Origin of the sequence: Paraburkholderia ginsengiterrae (assembly GCF_001645125.1) — a bacterium.
GTDB lineage: Bacteria > Pseudomonadota > Gammaproteobacteria > Burkholderiales > Burkholderiaceae > Paraburkholderia > Paraburkholderia ginsengiterrae.
Genome location: NZ_LXKA01000065.1, coordinates 1 through 19418, shown reverse-complemented (window position 1 = coordinate 19418; position 19418 = coordinate 1). Strand labels below are relative to the sequence as shown.

Annotated in this window: 19 protein-coding genes; 5 read left to right on the top strand and 14 right to left on the bottom strand. The window is 62.6% G+C overall.

The annotated features are described in order from the left end of the window. Positions 1–34 precede the first annotated feature (34 nt). Together A6V37_RS04450 and A6V37_RS04445 are read left to right on the top strand one after the other, a co-directional pair. The gene (locus tag A6V37_RS04450) at positions 35–1825 is read left to right on the top strand and encodes a M61 family metallopeptidase (protein WP_064285811.1); all 1791 of its coding nucleotides are present in this window, start codon (positions 35–37) and stop codon (positions 1823–1825) included. Between the two features lie 155 nt (positions 1826–1980). After that, the gene (locus tag A6V37_RS04445; protein ID WP_064267568.1) at positions 1981–2577 is read left to right on the top strand and encodes an FMN-dependent NADH-azoreductase; all 597 of its coding nucleotides are present in this window, start codon (positions 1981–1983) and stop codon (positions 2575–2577) included. Positions 2578–2700: 123 nt separating this feature from the next. On the opposite strand, the gene A6V37_RS04440 is transcribed toward A6V37_RS04445, so the two are convergent. The 8 genes from A6V37_RS04440 to rpe all read right to left on the bottom strand — a co-directional run bounded on the left by A6V37_RS04440 (position 2701) and on the right by rpe (position 10019). Continuing rightward, positions 2701–3540, bottom strand: coding sequence for a uracil-DNA glycosylase (locus A6V37_RS04440; protein WP_064267569.1), 840 nt, complete (start codon positions 3538–3540; stop codon positions 2701–2703). A gap of 33 nt (positions 3541–3573) precedes the next feature. Continuing rightward, positions 3574–4200, bottom strand: a complete 627-nt coding sequence (locus A6V37_RS04435) for a CYTH domain-containing protein (protein ID WP_064285810.1) — start codon at positions 4198–4200, stop codon at positions 3574–3576. A gap of 58 nt (positions 4201–4258) precedes the next feature. Further along, positions 4259–5044, bottom strand: coding sequence for an indole-3-glycerol phosphate synthase TrpC (gene trpC / locus A6V37_RS04430; RefSeq protein WP_064267571.1), 786 nt, complete (start codon positions 5042–5044; stop codon positions 4259–4261). 18 nt (positions 5045–5062) lie between these two features. Next, positions 5063–6094 (bottom strand): anthranilate phosphoribosyltransferase, encoded by a 1032-nt coding sequence (gene trpD, locus A6V37_RS04425; RefSeq protein WP_064267572.1) that lies wholly within the window; start codon positions 6092–6094, stop codon positions 5063–5065. A 17-nt stretch (positions 6095–6111) separates the two neighbouring features. Continuing rightward, positions 6112–6714, bottom strand: coding sequence for an aminodeoxychorismate/anthranilate synthase component II (locus tag A6V37_RS04420; protein WP_064267573.1), 603 nt, complete (start codon positions 6712–6714; stop codon positions 6112–6114). 13 nt (positions 6715–6727) lie between these two features. Then, positions 6728–8221 (bottom strand): anthranilate synthase component I, encoded by a 1494-nt coding sequence (gene trpE, locus A6V37_RS04415; RefSeq protein WP_064267574.1) that lies wholly within the window; start codon positions 8219–8221, stop codon positions 6728–6730. 370 nt (positions 8222–8591) lie between these two features. Then, entirely contained in the window at positions 8592–9308 is a 717-nt protein-coding gene (locus tag A6V37_RS04410) for a phosphoglycolate phosphatase (RefSeq protein ID WP_064267575.1), read from the bottom strand. A 27-nt stretch (positions 9309–9335) separates the two neighbouring features. After that, on the bottom strand, positions 9336–10019 hold the full coding sequence (gene rpe / locus A6V37_RS04405; protein ID WP_064267576.1) for a ribulose-phosphate 3-epimerase: 684 nt from the start codon (positions 10017–10019) through the stop codon (positions 9336–9338). 274 nt (positions 10020–10293) lie between these two features. Here rpe and apaG point away from each other — a divergent pair, with 274 nt between their 5' ends. Then, on the top strand, positions 10294–10668 hold the full coding sequence (gene apaG, locus A6V37_RS04400) for a Co2+/Mg2+ efflux protein ApaG (protein WP_064267592.1): 375 nt from the start codon (positions 10294–10296) through the stop codon (positions 10666–10668). Between the two features lie 45 nt (positions 10669–10713). Here the strand turns inward: apaG and A6V37_RS42035 are convergent, their stop codons facing one another. Then, positions 10714–10866: a hypothetical protein gene (locus tag A6V37_RS42035; protein ID WP_167361428.1), complete on the bottom strand. Its 153-nt coding sequence runs from the start codon at positions 10864–10866 to the stop codon at positions 10714–10716. A gap of 28 nt (positions 10867–10894) precedes the next feature. On the opposite strand from A6V37_RS42035, the gene mltA reads away from it, so the two are divergent. After that, positions 10895–12022, top strand: coding sequence for a murein transglycosylase A (gene mltA, locus A6V37_RS04395; protein WP_064285809.1), 1128 nt, complete (start codon positions 10895–10897; stop codon positions 12020–12022). Positions 12023–12238: 216 nt separating this feature from the next. Here the strand turns inward: mltA and paaK are convergent, their stop codons facing one another. From paaK to paaN, 5 genes are all read right to left on the bottom strand, one after another. Then, complete coding sequence (paaK, locus tag A6V37_RS04390; RefSeq protein WP_064267577.1) at positions 12239–13543, bottom strand: phenylacetate--CoA ligase PaaK; 1305 nt, start codon at positions 13541–13543, stop codon at positions 12239–12241. 160 nt (positions 13544–13703) lie between these two features. Continuing rightward, positions 13704–14165 (bottom strand): hydroxyphenylacetyl-CoA thioesterase PaaI, encoded by a 462-nt coding sequence (gene paaI / locus A6V37_RS04385; protein ID WP_064267578.1) that lies wholly within the window; start codon positions 14163–14165, stop codon positions 13704–13706. Between the two features lies 1 nt (position 14166). Then, a complete protein-coding gene (gene paaG / locus A6V37_RS04380) occupies positions 14167–14958 on the bottom strand; it encodes a 2-(1,2-epoxy-1,2-dihydrophenyl)acetyl-CoA isomerase PaaG (protein WP_064267579.1) in 792 nt (263 codons plus the stop codon). 50 nt (positions 14959–15008) lie between these two features. Further along, complete coding sequence (gene pcaF / locus A6V37_RS04375; protein ID WP_064267580.1) at positions 15009–16211, bottom strand: 3-oxoadipyl-CoA thiolase; 1203 nt, start codon at positions 16209–16211, stop codon at positions 15009–15011. Positions 16212–16337: 126 nt separating this feature from the next. Then, a complete protein-coding gene (paaN, locus tag A6V37_RS04370; protein WP_064267581.1) occupies positions 16338–18038 on the bottom strand; it encodes a phenylacetic acid degradation protein PaaN in 1701 nt (566 codons plus the stop codon). A gap of 135 nt (positions 18039–18173) precedes the next feature. Between paaN and A6V37_RS04365 the strand changes: the two genes are divergently transcribed. Further along, complete coding sequence (locus A6V37_RS04365) at positions 18174–18950, top strand: enoyl-CoA hydratase (protein WP_064267582.1); 777 nt, start codon at positions 18174–18176, stop codon at positions 18948–18950. Positions 18951–19418 lie beyond the last annotated feature (468 nt).

Here is a 19418-nt window from a genome sequence, read left to right as displayed (position 1 = left end):
GAATTCCTCGCCTCACCTCTTCTAAGCGCCGCCGATGAAGCCGATCCGCTACACCATCGTTCCCAAGCAACCCGCCGCCCACCTGTTCGAAGTTACCGTCACCGTCGCCGACCCTGACCCGGCCGGCCAGCGTTTCATGCTGCCGGTGTGGATTCCGGGCAGCTACATGGTGCGTGAATTCGCGCGCAACATCGTCACGCTGCGCGCCGTCAACGAAGCGGGTCGCAAGGTGCGGGTCGAAAAGACCGACAAGCATTCGTGGCAGGCCGCGCCGGTCAAAGGCGCGCTGACGCTGCGCTACGAGGTCTATGCATGGGATCTGTCGGTGCGTGCGGCGCATCTCGACGATACGACCGGCTTTTTCAACGGCACGAGCGTGTTCCTCTCGCCGCTCGGCCATGAGGACGCGCAATGCGTGGTCGGTATCCAGAAGCCGGAAGGCGCCGCGTATCGCAACTGGCGCGTCGCCACCGCGCTGCCCGAGGCGCGCGGCACGAAGCGTTACGGCTTCGGCGAGTATCGCGCGCAAAACTACGACGAGCTGATCGATCATCCTGTCACGCTAGGTGAATTCGCGCTGGCGACGTTCAAGGCGCATGGCGTGCCGCACGACATCGTGATCGCGGGACGGGTAATCGGGCTGGACATGGCCCGTTTGTCCGCCGACCTGAAGCGTATCTGCGAAGCGCAGATCGCGTTGTTCGAGCCGAAGTCGAAAAAAGCGCCGATGGATCGCTACGTCTTCATGACGCAGGCGGTGGCCGATGGTTATGGCGGCCTCGAGCATCGAGCGTCCACCGCGCTGATCTGCAGCCGCGGCGATCTGCCGGTGGAGGGCCGCGAGGCGCTCGCCGAAGGCTATCGGACCTACCTCGGCCTGTGCAGCCACGAATACTTCCACACCTGGAACGTGAAGCGCATTAAACCGGCCGTGTTCGCGCCGTACGACCTTAACGTGGAGAACTACACGTCTCTGCTGTGGCTGTTCGAGGGCTTCACCTCGTACTACGACGACCTGATCCTCGTGCGCAGCGGCCTGATTTCTCCCGACGACTACCTCGGGATGCTCGGCAAGGTGATCGGCGGCGTGCTGCGCGGCAGCGGCCGCCTGAAGCAGAGCGTGGCCGAGAGTTCGTTCGACGCGTGGGTCAAATACTACCGGCAGGACGAGAACGCGCCGAACGCGATCGTCAGCTATTACACCAAGGGGTCGCTCGTCGCACTCGCATTTGATCTGACGATTCGCGCGCAGACCAGCAACCGCAAATCGCTCGATGACGTGATGCGGCTGCTGTGGCAGCGCTTCGGCCGTGACTTCTACCGCGGCAAGCCGGCCGGCGTCGAAGAAGGCGAGATCGAGGCGATTTTTGCGGAAGCGACCGGTGTGCAGTTGGCCGAGTTGTTCGCCGAAGCCGTCTACGGCACGCGCGATCTGCCGCTCGACACGCTGCTCGCGCCGTTCGGCATCGATCTCAAACCCGAGCTCGAGAAAAACGGCAAGCCGTCGCTCGGCGCGCGCGCGCGCGGCGGCGCGGATTGCACCCTGACGGCGGTGCACGACGGCAGCGCCGCGCAAAAAGCCGGGCTTTCTGCCGGCGACGTGCTGATCGCGCTCGATGGCCTGCGCGTAACCGGCTCGAATCTTGATACGCTGCTCGCCCGCTATCTGCCGGGCGCGACGGTCGAAGTCCATGCGTTCCGCCGCGACGAGCTGCGCACTGCGCAAGTCAAGCTGGACGGGCCTGAGGCGGCGCGCTACAAGCTTGCCGTGAGCGACAAGCGGCCCGCCGCGCGCAAGGCGCGGGAACGCTGGCTCGCAAGCTGATCGTAATACCGGTTGTCGTTAATAGGCGTGTGAGGGGGCGGATTGTTCTACCAGTGCAACAATCCGTCGCCGCCGGATGGCTTTTTCCCGCGGCGGTAAATAAACACAATGGCTTCACTCGCGCAACGCTGCGCGCCCCCTACTGGAGTAACACGATGACCACGATCCTGCAAATCAACTCGGCAGCACGCTCGCAAGGCGCGAACTCGACGCTGCTCGTCAACGAGCTGACCGCAAAGCTGCAACAATCGAATCCGGGCGCGCAAGTCGTCGTCCGCAATCTTCAAGCTGAACCGCTGCCGCACCTGGACGACGCCGTCCTCGGCGCGTTCTTCACGCCGGCTGAACAACGCACCGCCGAGCAAGCCGCGATCGCCGCGCGCAGCGAAGCGTTGATCGCCGAACTGCAAGCCGCCGACGTCATCGTGATCGGCGCCCCGATGTACAACTTCGGCATCTCGTCGCAACTGAAGACGTACTTCGACTTCATCGCACGTGCCGGCATCACGTTCCAGTACACCGCGAACGGTCCGGAAGGTCTCGTGAAGGGCAAGAAGGTCCACGTCGTTTCGGCACGCGGCGGCAAGTATGCTGGCACGCCGAACGACAGCCAGACGCCGTACCTGAAGAGCTTCCTGGGCTTCCTCGGCATGACCGACGTGAACTTCATCTACGCCGAAGGCCTGAACATGGGCCCGGACGCCGCCGGCGCCGCGCTGGCTTCGGCACGCGAAGCGATCGCCGCTGCGTAAGCCTGGCCGTTCTGCCTCAACCGCGCGGCAAGGCGGTTGATAGCGATGGAATGAACAACGCCACGGACCTCACGGTTCGTGGCGTTGTTTGCTTTCAGGCGCGGGCGTTGGATGCCAGCGGGTTCAGGCGAGCATTTGCGCTTCGTCGGGCAGGCGCCAGTCGATCGGCTCGCGGCCATGCTGCGCGAGGTATTCGTTGGCCTTTGCAAAGTGCCCGCAGCCGAGAAAGCCGCGATGCGCGGACAGCGGCGAAGGATGCGGCGCTTCCAGCACGTAATGCGACTTGCCGCCGAGCAGCGCACGCTTGGCTTGAGCATGCGCGCCCCACAGCATGAACACGAGGCCATCGTGGCGCATGGCCAGTTCATGAATCAGCGTATCCGTGCATTTCTCCCAGCCGCGTTTCGCGTGACTTGCCGCCGTGTCGCGCTCGACGGTCAGCACGGTGTTCAGCAGCAGTACGCCTTGCTTCGCCCAGGTGTCGAGGCAGCCGTGACCCGGCGTCTCGTGGCCGAGGCTCGCCGCGATTTCCTTGAAGATGTTACGCAGTGAAGGCGGCGTGCGCACATTCGGCGCGACGGAAAATGCCAGCCCATGAGCCTGCGGTATGCCGCGGTCGTCGCCGTGGTACGGGTCCTGGCCGAGAATCACCACTTTCACTTCATCCGGGCTGGTCAGGCGCAGCGCACGGAATACGTCGGCGGGATAGACGGTTTTGCCGGCCGCGCGTTCACCGTCGACGAAACGGCAGAGCGGCGCGTAGGCGTCGCTGTCGATAAAAGGCTTGAGGTGCGCGCGCCATGCTGCCGGCAGGGCGTCGAATTGGGCTTCGAGCGTTGGCGGCACGCTGGCGCTGGATTGTTGGGGCTGCGTGATCGTCATGGCGCCGGCCGGGGTGGATGGGGCGTCGCCGAACAGCGAAGCCTGCGACGGGTTGGGGCGGGAGCGGGATGCGGAGGTCATGGCGGGGAAGTGTCGCAGCAAATGCGGCGATGCTCAACCCGCCCGCAACTGATAACCGCGCTGCGCCTTGCTGATGTTGTCCGGCGCGAGGCCGGCGATCTGCTTGGCGAGTTCTGCCGCGAGCTCATGCAGCGCGGTCTCAGCGCCGGATTTCAGCTCGAGTTCGATTTCCGAAATCGGCGCGCGGCGCGTTTCGCCGTTGACCTCGGCGAGGACTTCGCCTTGATCGATGGCCGCCTCGACTTCCGAGCCGTCCACTTCAATGTGCCATAGCGTCCGGGTGAAATTCGTGTGGACCAGTTCGATTAACGCCGGCGCCGCCGCACGCAGTGCATCCGCGGCGGACGGCTCGTCGCACGCGCGCAGCAACGCGTCGATTTCCAGCTTTGCGCCCGCGACCGGCAGTTCCCATTCATGCCGGCTGTGCAAGCCATCTTTGGCTTTGCCGACCGTCTTGAAGGTTTGCAGCCAGCCGTCCGGCGTCTGGCGCAGACGCAAGGCGCTCTTCGACGTCGCCAACGTCAAGCCGGGCGTGTCGAAGTAGATATTCACCAGCTTGACCGGCCGGCCCGCCACGCCGGCACGCGCAACGAACCATTGCTCCGCCGCCTGCACCTGCGCAGACGGCAGCGCCAGTTTGATTTCGCGTTCCATGCCCATGACTGCTCCGCCGCGTATGCCCGTGTATGCCCGTGTGTGTCTTATGCCGACGCCGTATTTAGAAAAACATCCGCGCCAGTTCCACACCCGGCTCTTCCGCCCGCATGAACGCCTCGCCGACGAGGAACGTGTGCACGTCCATCGCGCGCAGCCGCTCCACATCGACGCGCGACAGAATGCCCGATTCCGTGACCACGATGCGATCGTCCGGAATTGCTTCGAGCATGCCGATCGTCGTTTCGATCGACGTTTCGAAGGTACGCAGATTGCGATTGTTGATGCCGATCAGCGGCGTTTTCAGCTTGAGCGATTCCATCAGTTCGTTGTGGTCGTGTACCTCGACCAGCACCGCGAGGCCCAGCGAATGCGCGAGCGCTTCGAGGTCCTGCATCTGCGATGTTTCGAGCGCGGCGGCGATCAGCAGGATCGCGTCGGCGCCCATCGCGCGAGCTTCGACGATCTGATACGGATCGACAATGAAGTCTTTGCGCAGCACCGGCAGATTGCAGGCCGCGCGCGCTTCCTGCAGATACGCGACGCTACCCTTGAAGAATTGGACGTCGGTGAGCACGGACAGGCAGGCTGCGCCGTGCTTTTCATACGATCGCGCGATCTCCGCCGGCACGAAGTTTTCGCGTAGTACGCCTTTCGATGGGCTCGCCTTCTTCACTTCGGCGATCACCGCAGCTTGGCCCGCCGCGTGTTTGGCGCGCAATGCGCCGACGAAATCGCGCAGGTCGCGCGAGGACGCTTCGAGGCGCAGCGCTTCGAGCGGCGCGCTCTGTTCGGCCGCGCGGACTTCTTCGCGTTTGACCGCGATGATGCGGTCGAGGATATCGCTCATGAGTGTCTCGCTACGTGATTACTGCTTGAATTGCTGGGTGAAGCGGATCAGTTCGTCGACCTTCGCGCGCGCCTTGCCGCTCGCGATCGCTTCGCGTGCCAGTTGAATGCCGTCCGCGATCGACGAAGCCACGTTCGCCGAATAGAGGGCGGTGCCCGCATTCAGCGTGACGATCTCGCGTGCGACGCCCGGCTTGTTGTCGAGCGCTTCCAGCAGCATGGCTTTGGATTCGGTGGCGTCGGCCACTTTCAGCGTGCGGTTCGACACCATCTGCATGCCGAAGTCTTCCGGATGGATCTCATACTCGTGGACCTCGCCGTCGCGCAATTCGCCGACTTGCGTGGCCGCGCCGAGCGAGACTTCATCCATGCCGTCCATGCCGTAGACCACCAGCACGTGCTTGGCGCCGAGGCGCTGCATCACGCGCACCTGAATCCCGACCAGGTCGGCGTGGAACACGCCCATAAGCTGGTTGGGCGCGCCTGCCGGATTGGTCAGCGGCCCGAGAATATTGAAGATGGTCCGTACGCCGAGTTCGCGGCGCACCGGCGCGATGTTCTTCATGGCCGGATGATGGTTCGGCGCGAACATGAAGCCCATGCCGGTCTCCGCAATCGATGCCGCCACCTGCTCGGGCTGGAGGTCGATATTCACGCCGAGGGCTTCGAGCACGTCAGCGCTGCCCGATTTGCTAGACACGCCGCGATTGCCGTGCTTCGCGACTTTCGCGCCCGCCGCCGCCGAGACGAACATGGTGGCGGTGGAAATATTGAAGGTGTGCGAACCGTCGCCGCCGGTGCCGACGATATCGACAAAGTTCGAGTTGTCCTGCACCTCGACATGCCGGGCAAATTCACGCATCACCGTGGCGGCCGCGGTGATTTCGCCGATGGTCTCTTTTTTGACGCGCAAGCCGGTGATGATCGCGGCCGCCATCACGGGCGAGAGTTCGCCGCGCATGATGAGCCGCATCAGATGCAGCATTTCGTCGTGGAAAATTTCGCGGTGCTCGATAGTCCGCTGCAGCGCTTCCTGGGGCGTAATCGTCATGATTTCGTCTCTCTTCTTCAAGCGTTGCGGTTGGACGAACGGGCGCTCGCGGCCTTCGACTGCTTCACGAAGTTTTCGAGCAGCGCGTGTCCGTGTTCGGACAGGATCGATTCAGGATGGAATTGCACGCCTTCCACCGCGAGTTCCTTGTGGCGCACGCCCATGATCTCGCCGTCTTCGGTCCATGCCGAGACTTCGAGGCAATCGGGCAGCGACTCGCGTTCGATGGCGAGCGAGTGGTAGCGGGTCACGACGAAATGCTTCGGCAGGTCGGCAAATACACCTTTGCAGTCGGTCTCGATCGTGCTCACCTTGCCGTGCATGATGGTTTGCGCGCGCACCACGCGGCCGCCGAACGCCTCGCCGATGGCCTGGTGGCCGAGGCAGACGCCGAGAATCGGCGTTTTGCCGGAGAACTCGCGCAGCACGTCGAGCGTGATGCCGGCGTGTTGCGGGTTGCTCGGACCGGGCGACAGGCAGATGCGCTCGGGGTTGAGTTTCGCGATCTCGTCCAGCGTGATTTCGTCGTTCCGGTAGGTGCGCACGTCTTCGCCGAGTTCGCCGAAGTACTGCACCAGGTTGTAGGTGAACGAGTCGTAGTTGTCGATCATAAGCAGCATGGTGTGTCTCCGGTCAGAAGTCGCTATCGAGGCCGTCTTGAACCTGCTCGGCGGCGCGCAATACCGCGCGCGCCTTGTTCTCGGTCTCTTGCCATTCGGATTCCGGCACCGAATCCGCGACTACACCCGCTGCCGCCTGCACATACAGATTGCCGTTCGCGATCACGCCCGTGCGGATCGTGATGGCCAGATCCATCTCTCCCGTGAACGACAGATAGCCGACCGCACCGCCATACAGACCGCGCTTCACGGGTTCGAGTTCGTCGATCAGTTCCATCGCCCGGACCTTGGGCGCGCCCGACAGCGTACCGGCCGGGAAGGTGGCGCGCAGCACGTCGAAATTGGTGGTGCCGGGCTTCAGCTTGCCTTCGACCGAACTCACGATGTGCTGCACGTGCGAGTACTTTTCGATCACCATTTTGTCGGTGACGACCACCGAGCCGATCTGCGCGATCCGGCCCACGTCGTTGCGTGCGAGGTCGATCAGCATGACGTGCTCGGCGATTTCCTTCGGGTCGTTCAGCAGTTCGGTCGCGAGTTCTGCATCGCGTTCCGGCGTGTTGCCGCGCGGACGCGTGCCGGCGAGCGGCCGGATCGTGACGATGCGATCCTCGCCGCGCTTTTCCTGGCGCACCAGAATTTCCGGCGATGCGCCGACCACATGGAAGTCGCCGAAGTTGTAGTAATACATATAGGGCGACGGATTCAGCGAGCGCAGCGCGCGGTACAGCGAGAGCGGATTGTCGCGGTACGGCTTGGTCAGGCGCTGGCCGACCTGCACCTGCATCAGTTCGCCGGCGGCGATGTATTCCTTCGCCTTGCGCACGGCGGCCAGATAGTCGTCTTTGGCGAATTCGCGGTAGGTCTCGGTGCGCACGCTGGCCGAGGTGACCGGCGGCTGCACGGTCGAGCGCAGCCGCTGACGCAGTTCGCGCAGTCGCTGTTTGGCTTTCGTGTACGCCTCCGGCTGCGTCGGATCGGAGTAGACCACCAGGTAGAGCTTGCCCGCCAGGTTGTCGATCACCGCGACTTCTTCGGTGAGCAGCAACTGGATGTCGGGCAGGTTCAGGTCGTCTTTCGGCGCGGTGTGCGCGAGTTTTTTCTCGATGTATCGCACGGCGTCGTAGCCGAAATAACCGGCCAGGCCGCCGGCGAAACGCGGCAAGCCGGGGCGCTGCGCCACTTTGAAGCGGCCCTGGAATTGCTGGATGAACTCGAGCGGATCGCCCTCGTGCGTTTCGACGACCTTGCCGTCACGCACCACTTCCGACACGCCATTGCGGGTGCGCAGCAGCGTGCGCGCCGGCAGGCCGATGAACGAATAGCGGCCGAACCGTTCGCCGCCCACCACCGATTCCAGCAGGAACGAATTGGCGCCGTTGCGCTCGCTCTGTGCGAGCTTCAGGTACAGCGACAGCGGCGTTTCGAGGTCGGCGAGCGCTTCGGCGATCAGCGGAATGCGGTTGAAACCCTCATTGGCGAGGGACTGGAATTCGAGTTCGGTCATGTTCCGATCCTGTACGGTGGTCCGGCGGCAGCGTGCGTCGGACAAAGCGGGGCGTTGCGCGGCCGGTCAGGCGTTCGTTCGATGTTTCGACACGATGATACCGATCGGCACGAGTTTCCCATCGACGCGTGCAAGGGGTTTCAGCGCACAACTGTACTTTGCGGGTACACGTTGGCCGAATCAACCCATGCAGCGAAACAAGATGATGGAAAAAACGCGTGAGCGCAGCGAAGTAAAAAACGGTTGCTGAAGACGAGCTTCAGCGTACCTCAGGCGAGGTTAGCGCGACCAGCGACGCCAGGGCCAGGCTCCCCGGTCGATGCTAATCAGACTCCGTTTTTTATTCAGAAACATGAGGATGAAGGACTTTTCAAGTCGTGGAATGGTGTGCTGCAATCGCCTTGGCGGCGTCGAGCAGCGAGGCAACTATACCATCGGATTTTATTGTTTGTATAGATTGGCCGTGGTTGTAGCCGTACGGCACCGTCAGCGTCGCCATGCCCGCCGCGCGGCCCGCCAGCGCGTCGTTTTCCGAATCGCCGATGGCGACCGTGGCTTGCGGCTCGACGCCGAGTTGCGCGGCGGCGGTCAGCATCGGCAGCGGATCAGGCTTCTTTTTCGCCAGGCTGTCGCCGCCGAGCACGACGCTGAAATACTGCGCAAGCCCGTATTGCTGCAGCAGCTCGAGCGCGAATCGGTGCGGCTTGTTGGTCACGCAGGCGAGCTTGAGGCCGGCGTCGCGCATGGCGATCAGGCCGGCTTCCACGTCGGGATAAAGACGTGTGTGCGTGCCGTTGATCTTCGCGTACTCTTCCTGATAGATCGCGAGCGCTTCGTCGAAACGGTCTTGCGCGTGCTCCGTTTCGAAGCGCGGCGCCAGCACGCTGCGGATCAGGTGCTCCGAACCCTTGCCGACATAGCCGACCACTTCTTCGCGCGAGGTTTCCGCCGCGTCGAGTTGCGCAAGCATGCCGTTCAGGCCGGCGGTGAAATCGTCAGCGGTATCGATCATCGTGCCGTCGAGGTCGATGATCGCCGCTTGCAGGCGCGGGCCGGTGAAGGTCGGGGCGGGGAACGGAGTGGTCATCGTGCGTGCCGGGTGTGAGGGCAGGACTCAGTGCTGAATGTTGGCGAGCGCCGCGCGCATCTTGTCGATCACGACTTTGTGGTCGGGCTGGCCGAAGATCGCCGAACCGGCCACGAAGGTGTCCGCGCCGGCGGCCGCGATTTCGGCAATGTTGTCCACTTTCACTCCGCCGTCCACTTCGAGATGAATCTCGCGGCCGGTGCGTGCCGTGTAGGCGTCGATGCGCTTGCGGGCTTCACGCAGCTTGTTGAGCGCCTCGGGAATGAACGACTGGCCGCCGAAGCCCGGATTGACCGACATGATCAGCACGAGATCGACCTTGTCCATCACGTGATCCAGATAATTCAGCGAGGTGGCCGGATTGAACACGAGGCCCGCCTTGCAGCCGTGGTCGCGGATCAGCGACAGCGTACGGTCGATATGGTCCGAGCCTTCCGGGTGAAAGCTGATCAGGTTCGCGCCGGCCTTGGCGAAGTCGGGCACGATGCGGTCGACCGGGCGCACCATCAGATGCACGTCGATCGGCACATCGACGTGCGGACGGATTGCCTCGCAGACGAGCGGGCCGATGGTCAGATTAGGCACGTAGTGGTTGTCCATTACGTCGAAGTGAATCCAGTCGGCGCCGGCGGCGACGACATTGCGGACCTCTTCGCCGAGGCGGGCGAAATCGGCGGACAGAATGCTTGGGGCGATGCGGAATTGCGTCATGACAATGGAGGATGCAAGCGGGAAAGCGCCATTTTACCGTTTTGTGCGCGCGTAATCCGGTTTGCCGGCGGTTTGGTCACGGTCCCGGGCCGAATTGGGAGCGGGACCGAACGCCTTGGCAGCACTTGGCCAAAGGGATTTGTCCGGTTGCGGGCGTGCCGCGCATGAAGCAGAATGCCAAACCATATGCGCCGCTTCGCCAGTGCGCCCGCAAACCATTGGCATTCGGGCATTCCCGCGTTTTTACAAGCCGTTTCAGCAGACCGGAATCAGGATGAGCCAGTACGAATTCAGCGTCTCGGCGCAGGTGCAATATCTGCCCGAAGAGTCGGACCCGGAGCGCCGCCAGTATGCGTTCGCCTACACGCTGACTATTCGTAATACCGGCCAGGTGCCCGCGCAGTTGATTGCGCGCCATTGGGTGATTACCGACAGCGACAAGCACGTGCAGGAAGTGAAGGGTTTGGGCGTGGTCGGCCATCAGCCCCTGCTTAAACCGGGCGAACACTTCGAGTACACGAGTTGGGCAGTGATTGCCACGCCCGTCGGCACAATGCGCGGAGAGTATTTCTGCGTGGCCGAGGACGGCGAGCGTTTCGATGCGCCGGTGCCCGAGTTCATTCTGCGCATGCCGCGCACGTTGCATTGAACCGGGAGCGCGGCCCGCGGTCTTTTAAAAGCTCAGCGCGCGGATTTACTGCTGCTTTTGCTGTTCAATCGCGTTGGCGCGCGCCGCTTTCTTCTTGCCGGACGACGTCCACACAACGATAAAGACGAGCAGGAAGAGCGCGAGGAGCGATTCCAGCGCGAAGATGAGCATCGGGTATTCGTCGAACAGATCAGACATGGCGGTTTCCATCAAGAACGAACATTGTATGCGTTTTGTCCGCACGGCCGGAGCATGGCTCGGTGCGCTTTCGGTTGCGGTAATGCTGGCGTCCTGCGGTGGCGGCAGCGCGGTCCGGCCCTCGGTTTCGCCACCCACGGGCACGGCGATCATCCCCGGGCAGATTGCCGCGGCGCGGCTGACCGCGGTTGCATGGCAGCAGGTGCCGGGCTGGCAGGACGATTCGCTGATCGGCGCGACAGCCGCATTGCGGCAGAACTGCGTGAGACTCGCGCGGCAGCCGAACTGGGCGCGGGCCTGCGCTGCCGCCGCGCAAATCGACGACCTCGATGTCGCCGGTGCGCGGGCGTTTTTTGAAGCCTATTTCACGCCGTTCCAGTTAGCGAATACCGACGGCACGCTAGACGGCCTTGTCACAGGCTACTACGAGCCCTTGCTGCGCGGTTCGCGCACGCGGCATGGCGTGTATCAGACGGCACTGTATCGCTGGCCGTCCGGCTATCGCGCGGGCGCGCCGCTGCCGGCGCGTGCGCAACTCGAGCGCGCGGGTGTGCTCAACGGCAATGAACTCGTTTGGGTCGACGATCCGATCGAAGCGTTTTTCCTGCAGGTGCAAGGATCCGGGCGCATCGTGATGGAAGACGGCGGTGTGATGCGCGTCGGTTTTGGCGGCACCAACAATCAGCCTTATAAGTCGATTGGACGCTGGCTGCTCGATCGTGGTGAACTCACGCCCGCGCAGGCGACCATGCAGGGCATCAAGGCTTGGGCGCGGGCGAACCCCTCCCGGGTCGATGCGCTGCTCGATACGAATCCGCGCTTTGTGTTCTTCCGCGAGATGCCGTCTTCTGGCGAAGGTTCGCCGAGCGGCGGTGCGGACGGGCCGATTGGTGCGCTGGGCGTGCCGTTGACACCCGAGCGGTCGATTGCGGTCGATCCGACGTCGATTCCGCTCGGTACGCCGGTGTTTTTGCAGACCACGCGTCCGTTGACGAATTCGCCGATGAATCGTCTCGTCTTTGCTCAGGACACGGGCACGGCGATCAAGGGTGGTGTGCGCGCCGACTATTTCTGGGGTCTTGGCGACGATGCCGGCGATCTGGCCGGCAAGATGAAGCAGGGCGGCCGGATGTGGCTGTTGTTGCCGAATTCGTGACTTCTCAGCAAGGGGCGCGATGGATTCCGGTTTTGCGAATCCTCGCGTGACCTGCCGCCGCCGCGATCCGGGCGATTTCTATGTTGGGGCTGCCGGCGGCGAGTTTCGTCGTGCCGCCGGCTATGGCGCCACTTCCGGATGCTGATCCGCAAGTGGCGCAGGATTGCCGCGCCTTATGCTTTGTGCCTTATCCCTCGCGCAGAGCACTGAACGTTATTAGAGCCCCGGCTTGCGTTTGTCCACCACGCGCCGCGCTTTGCCCACCGAACGCTCGATCCCATTCACAGCCAGCACGTTCACCACGGCCGTCACGCCGATCAGTGCCTTGATGTCATAACTCAACGCCTGCTTGGCCGTGTTGAGCGCCGCCGTATCTGGCGCCGTTTCCGGGCAAGGCTCCACGTTCAACGTGAACACATCGAGCGGGCCTTCCTTGGTCAGCACGATCTGATAGTGAGGCGCGAGCGCATGCTGCTTGAGCAGCAGTTCTTCGATCTGCGTCGGGAACACATTCACGCCGCGCACGATCATCATGTCGTCCGAGCGGCCGGTGATTTTTTCCATTCGGCGCATGGTGCGGGCGGTGCCCGGCAGAAGGCGCGTCAGGTCGCGCGTCCGGTAACGGATGATCGGCAGCGCCTCTTTGGTGAGCGACGTGAACACCAGTTCGCCGAGTTCGCCGTCCGGCAGTACTTCGCCAGTCTCAGGGTCGATGATCTCGGGATAGAAATGGTCTTCCCAGATGGTCGGACCGTCTTTTGTTTCCACGCACTCCGATGCCACCCCGGGGCCCATCACTTCCGACAGGCCATAGATATCGACAGCGTCGATGCCCATGCGCTTTTCGATCGCCTGACGCATGTCGTTGGTCCACGGTTCCGCGCCGAAGATGCCGATGCGCAGTGAACAATGAGCCGGGTCGATGCCTTGACGCTCGAGTTCGTCCGCAATCGACAGCATGTAGCTCGGCGTCACCATGATGATGTCCGGGCGGAAATCCTGAATCAGTTGCACCTGCTTTTCCGTCTGGCCACCACCGAACGGGATTACGGTGAGCCCAGCGCGTTCGGCGCCGTAGTGCGCGCCGAGGCCGCCTGTGAACAGGCCGTAGCCGTAACTCACGTGGACCTTGTCGCCGCGCTTCGCGCCGGCGGCTCGGATCGAGCGCGCGACGACATTCGCCCATGTGTCGATATCGCGTGCCGTATAGCCCACGACGGTCGGCTTGCCCGTCGTGCCGGACGACGCGTGAATCCGTGAAATCTGATCCTGCGGCACTGCGAACATGCCGAACGGATAGCTGTCGCGCAGATCCTTCTTGGTGGTGAAGGGGAAGCGTGCCAGGTCCGCGAGGGTTTTCAGGTCGCCGGGATGAACACCGGCTTCGTCGAACTTCTTTCGATAGACCGGCGAATTTTCATAGGCATGATTCAACGACCATTTGAGCCGTTCAAGTTGAAGCGCGGCGAGTTCGTCGCGGCTGGCGGTCTCGATCGGATCGAGCGGAAGGGCGGTGGTCATCGAATGTCTCCTTGCTGCCTCAATGCTTGGGTCTGATGTACGTGCGCTTGCGCGCAAAAAACTGGGGCGGGCTGCCGCCTTTGGGTGTGTCACCTATGAGCCGCTGCTGGGCGCCGGTTTTAACGCGGGTTTGCTGCGTAGGGCTGTCGGCTTGCCGATATCAATTGTCTGTGGGAATCAGATTGCCTTTGATTTGTGCCGACTTGCCGCGGAACATTGCGACGGTTTCCTCGGCGCGATTCGTCACGCGAATGTCGTAGATACCGGTGCGCCCACTCAATGTTTGCTCGACGGCTTCCGCTGTCAGCACGTCGCCGCCTTGCACGGGGCGCAAAAACTCGATCGAGCATCCTGCTGCGACCGTGTTGATGTTGTACGTGTTGCAGGCGAACGCGAACGTCGAATCAGCGAGCGTGAAAATCAGGCCGCCGTGGCAAATCTGATGGCCGTTCAAAAAGTCGTCGCGCACGGCCATGCGCAGGCGCGCGTAGCCGGGGCGCACTTCAACGATTTCGAGTCCGAGTGCCTTGCTGCACGCGTCGTTCTCGTACATCGCGGAAGCGGTCGCGCGGGCCAGTTGGTCCGGTGTCATCTGGTTGGGATGGTTGGCTTGTGTGGACATGTCAGCGGCCCTCGAAGCGCGGCGCGCGTTTTTCCACGAAGGCTTGCACGCCTTCGGCGTAGTCGTGGGAAGCTCCCAGTTGGCGTTGCAGATCGCGCTCGAGGTCGAGTTGCTGGTCGAGTGTTTGCGTTGCGCCCGCGCGCATGGCCTGTTTGATCGCGGCGATGGCGCGCGTGGGTTGCTGAGCGAGTTGCGCCGCGAGTTTGGCCGCGATGGCGGCGAGCTCCGCGTCCTCGACGGCTTGCCAGATCAGGCCCCAGCTTTCGGCTTTTTCCGCGCTGAGTTTGTCGCCGGTGATGGCGAGCCCCATGGCGCGCGCCATGCCGACACGCTGTGGCAGGAACCACGTCCCGCCTGAGTCCGGCACCAGGCCGATCTTCACGAACGCCTGAATGAAGCTGGCGGAGCGAGCGGCGAGCACAAGGTCGCAAGCGAGGGCGAGGTTGGCGCCGGCGCCGGCAGCCGTACCGTTTACCGCGGCGATGACGGGCAGCGGCAGCGTCTGCAGGCGGCGAATCAGCGGGTTGAAATGTTGTTCAATCAGTTCGCCCAGATCAGTCATGGCGCCTGGCGTGAAGTCGAGATCGGCGAGATCCTGGCCGGCGCAGAAGCCGCGGCCCGCGCCGGTGAGTACGAGCGCACGGGCATCGGACGTTTCGACCTCACTGAGCGCGGCGCTCAGTTCCTGATGCATCGCACGCGTAAAGCTGTTGAGCTTGTCTGGCCGGTTCAGCGTGATGGTTGCGACATGGCTCGATGCGTCTATGTCCAGGCGAATCGCTTCATATGGCATTGGTTGTCTCCTCAAAGTCTCTTTGACCGATGGGCGATGTGGCGTGGGTGTCAGATTCGCTCGATGACCAGTGCGATGCCTTGGCCTACGCCGATGCACATCGTGCAGAGCGCAAAGCGGCCGTTGATCCGTTCCAGTTGATATAGCGCGGTCGTGATCAGGCGCGCGCCCGATGCACCCAGCGGGTGGCCGAGCGCGATGGCTCCACCGTTCGGATTGACACGCGGGTCGTCGTCGCGCAAACCGAGCGTGCGCAGAACCGCGAGGCCTTGCGATGCGAAGGCTTCGTTCAACTCGATGACGTCGAGTTGTTCGAGTGTCATGCCGAGTTGCTTGAGCAGCTTTTGCGTAGCCGGTGCCGGACCGATACCCATGATGCGCGGTTCGACGCCTGCTGTTGCCATGCCCACCACGCGGGCCCGGCGACGCAAGCCATATTGATCGGCCGCCTGCTGGTCGGCGAGCAACAGCGCACACGCGCCGTCGTTCACGCCAGACGCATTGCCGGCCGTAACGCTGCCGTCCGGACGAACCACTCCCTTGAGCTTGCCTAGGCTTTCAAGCGAAGTTTCGCGAGGATGTTCGTCGAGCATCACACGTACTGGATCGCCTTTCTTCTGTGCGATCTCGACGCCGACGATTTCCTGGGCGAGCGTGCCGTCCTGCTGTGCGCGGGCTGCCTTTTGCTGGCTCGCCAGCGCAAACGCGTCCTGATCCGCACGACTTACGCCGAATTCGACAGCAACGTTTTCCGCGGTTTCAGGCATCGAGTCGACGCCGTACTGCCGCTTCATCAGCGGATTGATGAAACGCCAGCCAATGGTCGTGTCGTAAATGTCAGCCTGGCGTGAGAACGCGCTAGTCGCCTTGCCCGTGACGAACGGCGCACGCGTCATGCTTTCGACGCCGCCGGCGATCATCAGGCGCGCTTCGCCCGCCTTGATGGCGCGTGCAGCGGTGCCGACTGCGTCCATGCCCGAGCCGCACAGGCGGTTGATGGTCGCGCCGGGTGCTTCGGTGGGCAAGCCGGCTAGCAATGCCGACATGCGGGCGACATTTCGGTTGTCTTCGCCGGCCTGGTTGGCGCAGCCATAGATCACGTCGTCGAGAGTTCGCCAGTCGACGCCGGGATTGCGTTCGATCAGAGCCTTGATCGGTACTGCGCCGAGGTCGTCGGCGCGGACGTCTTTCAGGGCGCCGCCGTAGCGGCCGATAGGGGTGCGAATCGCATCGCAAATGAAGGCGTCGTTCATATGGATTCCCGCGGAAGCGGATCGGCGGGAGGTGCCGATCCGATGTCTCATGTTAGGTTGGGCGCACGGCCTGGTCCATTCGGCCAAACGGCATAGGACGAAAGCCGTGCTTTTGCCTTATGCCGTTCAGCCAGCTACCGCCGGCGCCGCTTTCGGTTCAACATGAACGCGGCTTTGAACCACGCGAAAGCGGTTTGCTACGAAGGCTGCGTCAGCCAGCGCGGCATTGGCTGCGGGGTTTGCGCCCGTGCCGTGGAAGTCGGAAAAGGCCGCCGACTGATTGACGAACACACCGCCGGTCAGATTGATCGACAAGGCAACGCCGCCACGAATCGATGCTTCGTGTGCTTCATCTAGCACCGCTTCGTCCGTGCTGTAGACCGACAACGTCAGCGCGCCGTGCTCAGCGGCGATCGCTCCAGCGAGGTCGAGCGACTGGGTGGTCGAGTCGGTTGCGATCACAAACGAAATCGGCCCGAACCATTCTTTGGTGAACTGCGCATGGTCGGTCGCGGCATCGAGTTGGAGCACGAGCGGCGTGCGCACGCGGGCGCCGGCAAAGGCCGGATGTTCGAGTGTCTGGCTCTCTACGAGAACGCGGCCGAGCTTGGCGGCTTCGCCGATTCGTTGGGTCACGCCTTCGTTCTGAATTGCGCCGAGTAGTTCGACAGCGCGGGCCGGGTCGGCGACAAGCTTTTGCACGGCGCTGGAAATGGCTTGAGCGACTTCATCAAAACTGAGCGTGCCTTCCGAGGTGCGGATGCCGTCGCGCGGCACGTAAATGTTTTGCGGCGCGGTGCACATCTGGCCCGAGTACAGGGCGAGCGAGAAGGCGATATTGCGGGCTGCGGCTTTGATGTCGTCGGCCGAGTCGATCACGATCTGGTTGACGCCAGCTTTCTCGGTATAGACCTGTGCCTGGTGCGCGTTGCGTTCCAGCCATGTGCCGTTTTGCGTGCTGCCTGTGAAGTCGATGAGCTTGATTTCGGGGCGCAGGGCCAATTCCTGGACGAGTGCGCCGTCGTTCGGTTCAGTGGCAAGCAGCGTGACGACGTTCGGATCGAAACCCGCTTCGCGCAACACGTCCCGCGCGATTCGTACGGTCAGCGCAAGCGGCAGAATCGCACCCGGATGGGGCTTGACGATGACCGTGTTGCCTGTGGCCAGGTCGGCGAACAGGCCCGGATAGCCGTTCCACGTCGGGAAGGTGCAGCAGCCGAGCACGAGGCCGGTGCCGCGAGGCACGACTGTGTAGCGCTTGTGCATTGCCAGCGGCGGGTTTTTGCCTTGCGGTTTTTCCCAGTGGGCTTCGCCGGGAATGCGGTGCAACTGGTCCCACGCGTACACAACAGCTTCGAGCGCGCGGTCTTGTGCGTGCGGGCCGCCGGCCTGGAAGGCCATCATGAATGCCTGGCCGGTCGTGTGCATCACGCTATAGCCAATTTCAAAGCTCGCGCGATTCACGCGCGCAAGAATTTCGAGACACACGCCGATCCATGCCTGCGGGCCTGCCGCGCGCCAGTCGCGCTGGGCAGCGGCGGCCGCTGCGATCAAGGCGTCAGGGTCGGCTTTGGGATATCGAACACCCAGCGGGAATCCGAACGGAGAGACTTCCGCGCCAACCGTTTCGCCCGTCGACGGCTGGTCCAGTTGGAACGTCGTGTTGAGATGCGCTTTGAATGCGGCTTCGCCGTCCGCGTTAGCTGTTTCCCCGTACACTTTCGGACTGGGCATTTCGACGAACGGGCTCCAGTAGCCGCGTGTTTGAACCGCGGTAAGTGCCTTTTGCAGCGTGTCTTCGTGCTTGGTGAATAGCGGATGTGTCATGGCAAGGGGCTTGGCTGTGCGTTGGAGAAAGCCTGTCGAATAATTGACCGACCGGTTGGTTGGTGAATGGTAGCATTATTAAGATGGCCGTGCGAAGTGTTTTCGCGCGCGATTTTTCTATCCCTAGGAGGCGGCATGGCTTACGAGAACATTCTGGTTGAGACGCGGGGGCGGGTCGGTTTGGTCACGCTGAATCGTCCGAAGGCGTTGAACGCATTGAACGACGCGTTGATGGACGAGTTGGGGGAGGCGCTGCGGGCGTTCGACGCCGACGACTCGATCGGCGCGATCGTGATTACGGGTAGCGAGAAGGCGTTCGCGGCCGGTGCCGACATCGGCATGATGTCCACGTATACGTATATGGATGTCTATAAGGGTGACTACATCACGCGCAACTGGGAGGCGGTTCGCTCCATCCGCAAGCCGATCATTGCGGCGGTAGCTGGCTTCGCGCTCGGCGGTGGGTGCGAATTGGCGATGATGTGCGACATCATTTTCGCCGCCGACACGGCCAAGTTCGGCCAGCCGGAAATCAAACTGGGCATCATGCCAGGCGCCGGCGGTACACAGCGGTTGCCGCGTGCCGTGTCAAAGGCGAAGGCGATGGACCTCTGTTTGACGGCGCGCTTCATGGATGCGGCGGAGGCCGAGCGCGCCGGACTGGTGTCGCGTGTTATTCCGGCGGCCACCTTGATCGACGAGGCGGTGGCTGCGGCAGCGACGATTGCTGAATTTCCTCTGCCGGCGGTGATGATGGTGAAGGAATCGGTCAATCGCGCTTATGAAACGACACTCGCGGAAGGGGTGCACTTCGAGCGCCGTTTGTTCCATTCCCTCTTTGCTACGGAAGATCAGAAGGAAGGTATGGCTGCGTTCGTGGAAAAGCGCAAACCGGTTTTCAAGCATCGTTAATGCGCTTGTCAAAATAACGCTTGCAAGGCGCTCGCGGGCTCGCTAGAATCTCGCTCTTTCGTGCTCCGGACAACGGGGCGCGGGAGGCGGGAGAGCCAGCAGTGGCAAGGCTTTCAGCGCGGTGGGCAGGTTTGAAAAGCTGGAAAAAACCTGTTGACGGCGTAGCGAAAGTTCTTCATAATCTCGTTTCTCTGCTGCTGATGCAGCGACGCAGAACGAAGCGGTGCCGGGTGGTTGAAGTGCGGTGCCGGTTCGGTGGTGAATGCGTAATCGATCTTTAAAAATTAACAGCCGATAAGTGTGGGCGCTTGATGCGCGACGCGCTGCCGGATCTTTCGGGGTCGGGCAGGAAGCGAAAGTATCAAGTCTCACACAGTAATGAAAGGAAGGTTTTTTTGTCTTCGGACAGATTAATCATTCGTCAGTACGTTGAGTGAGCGACCGGTTGGTAACACAACCGAAAACAGT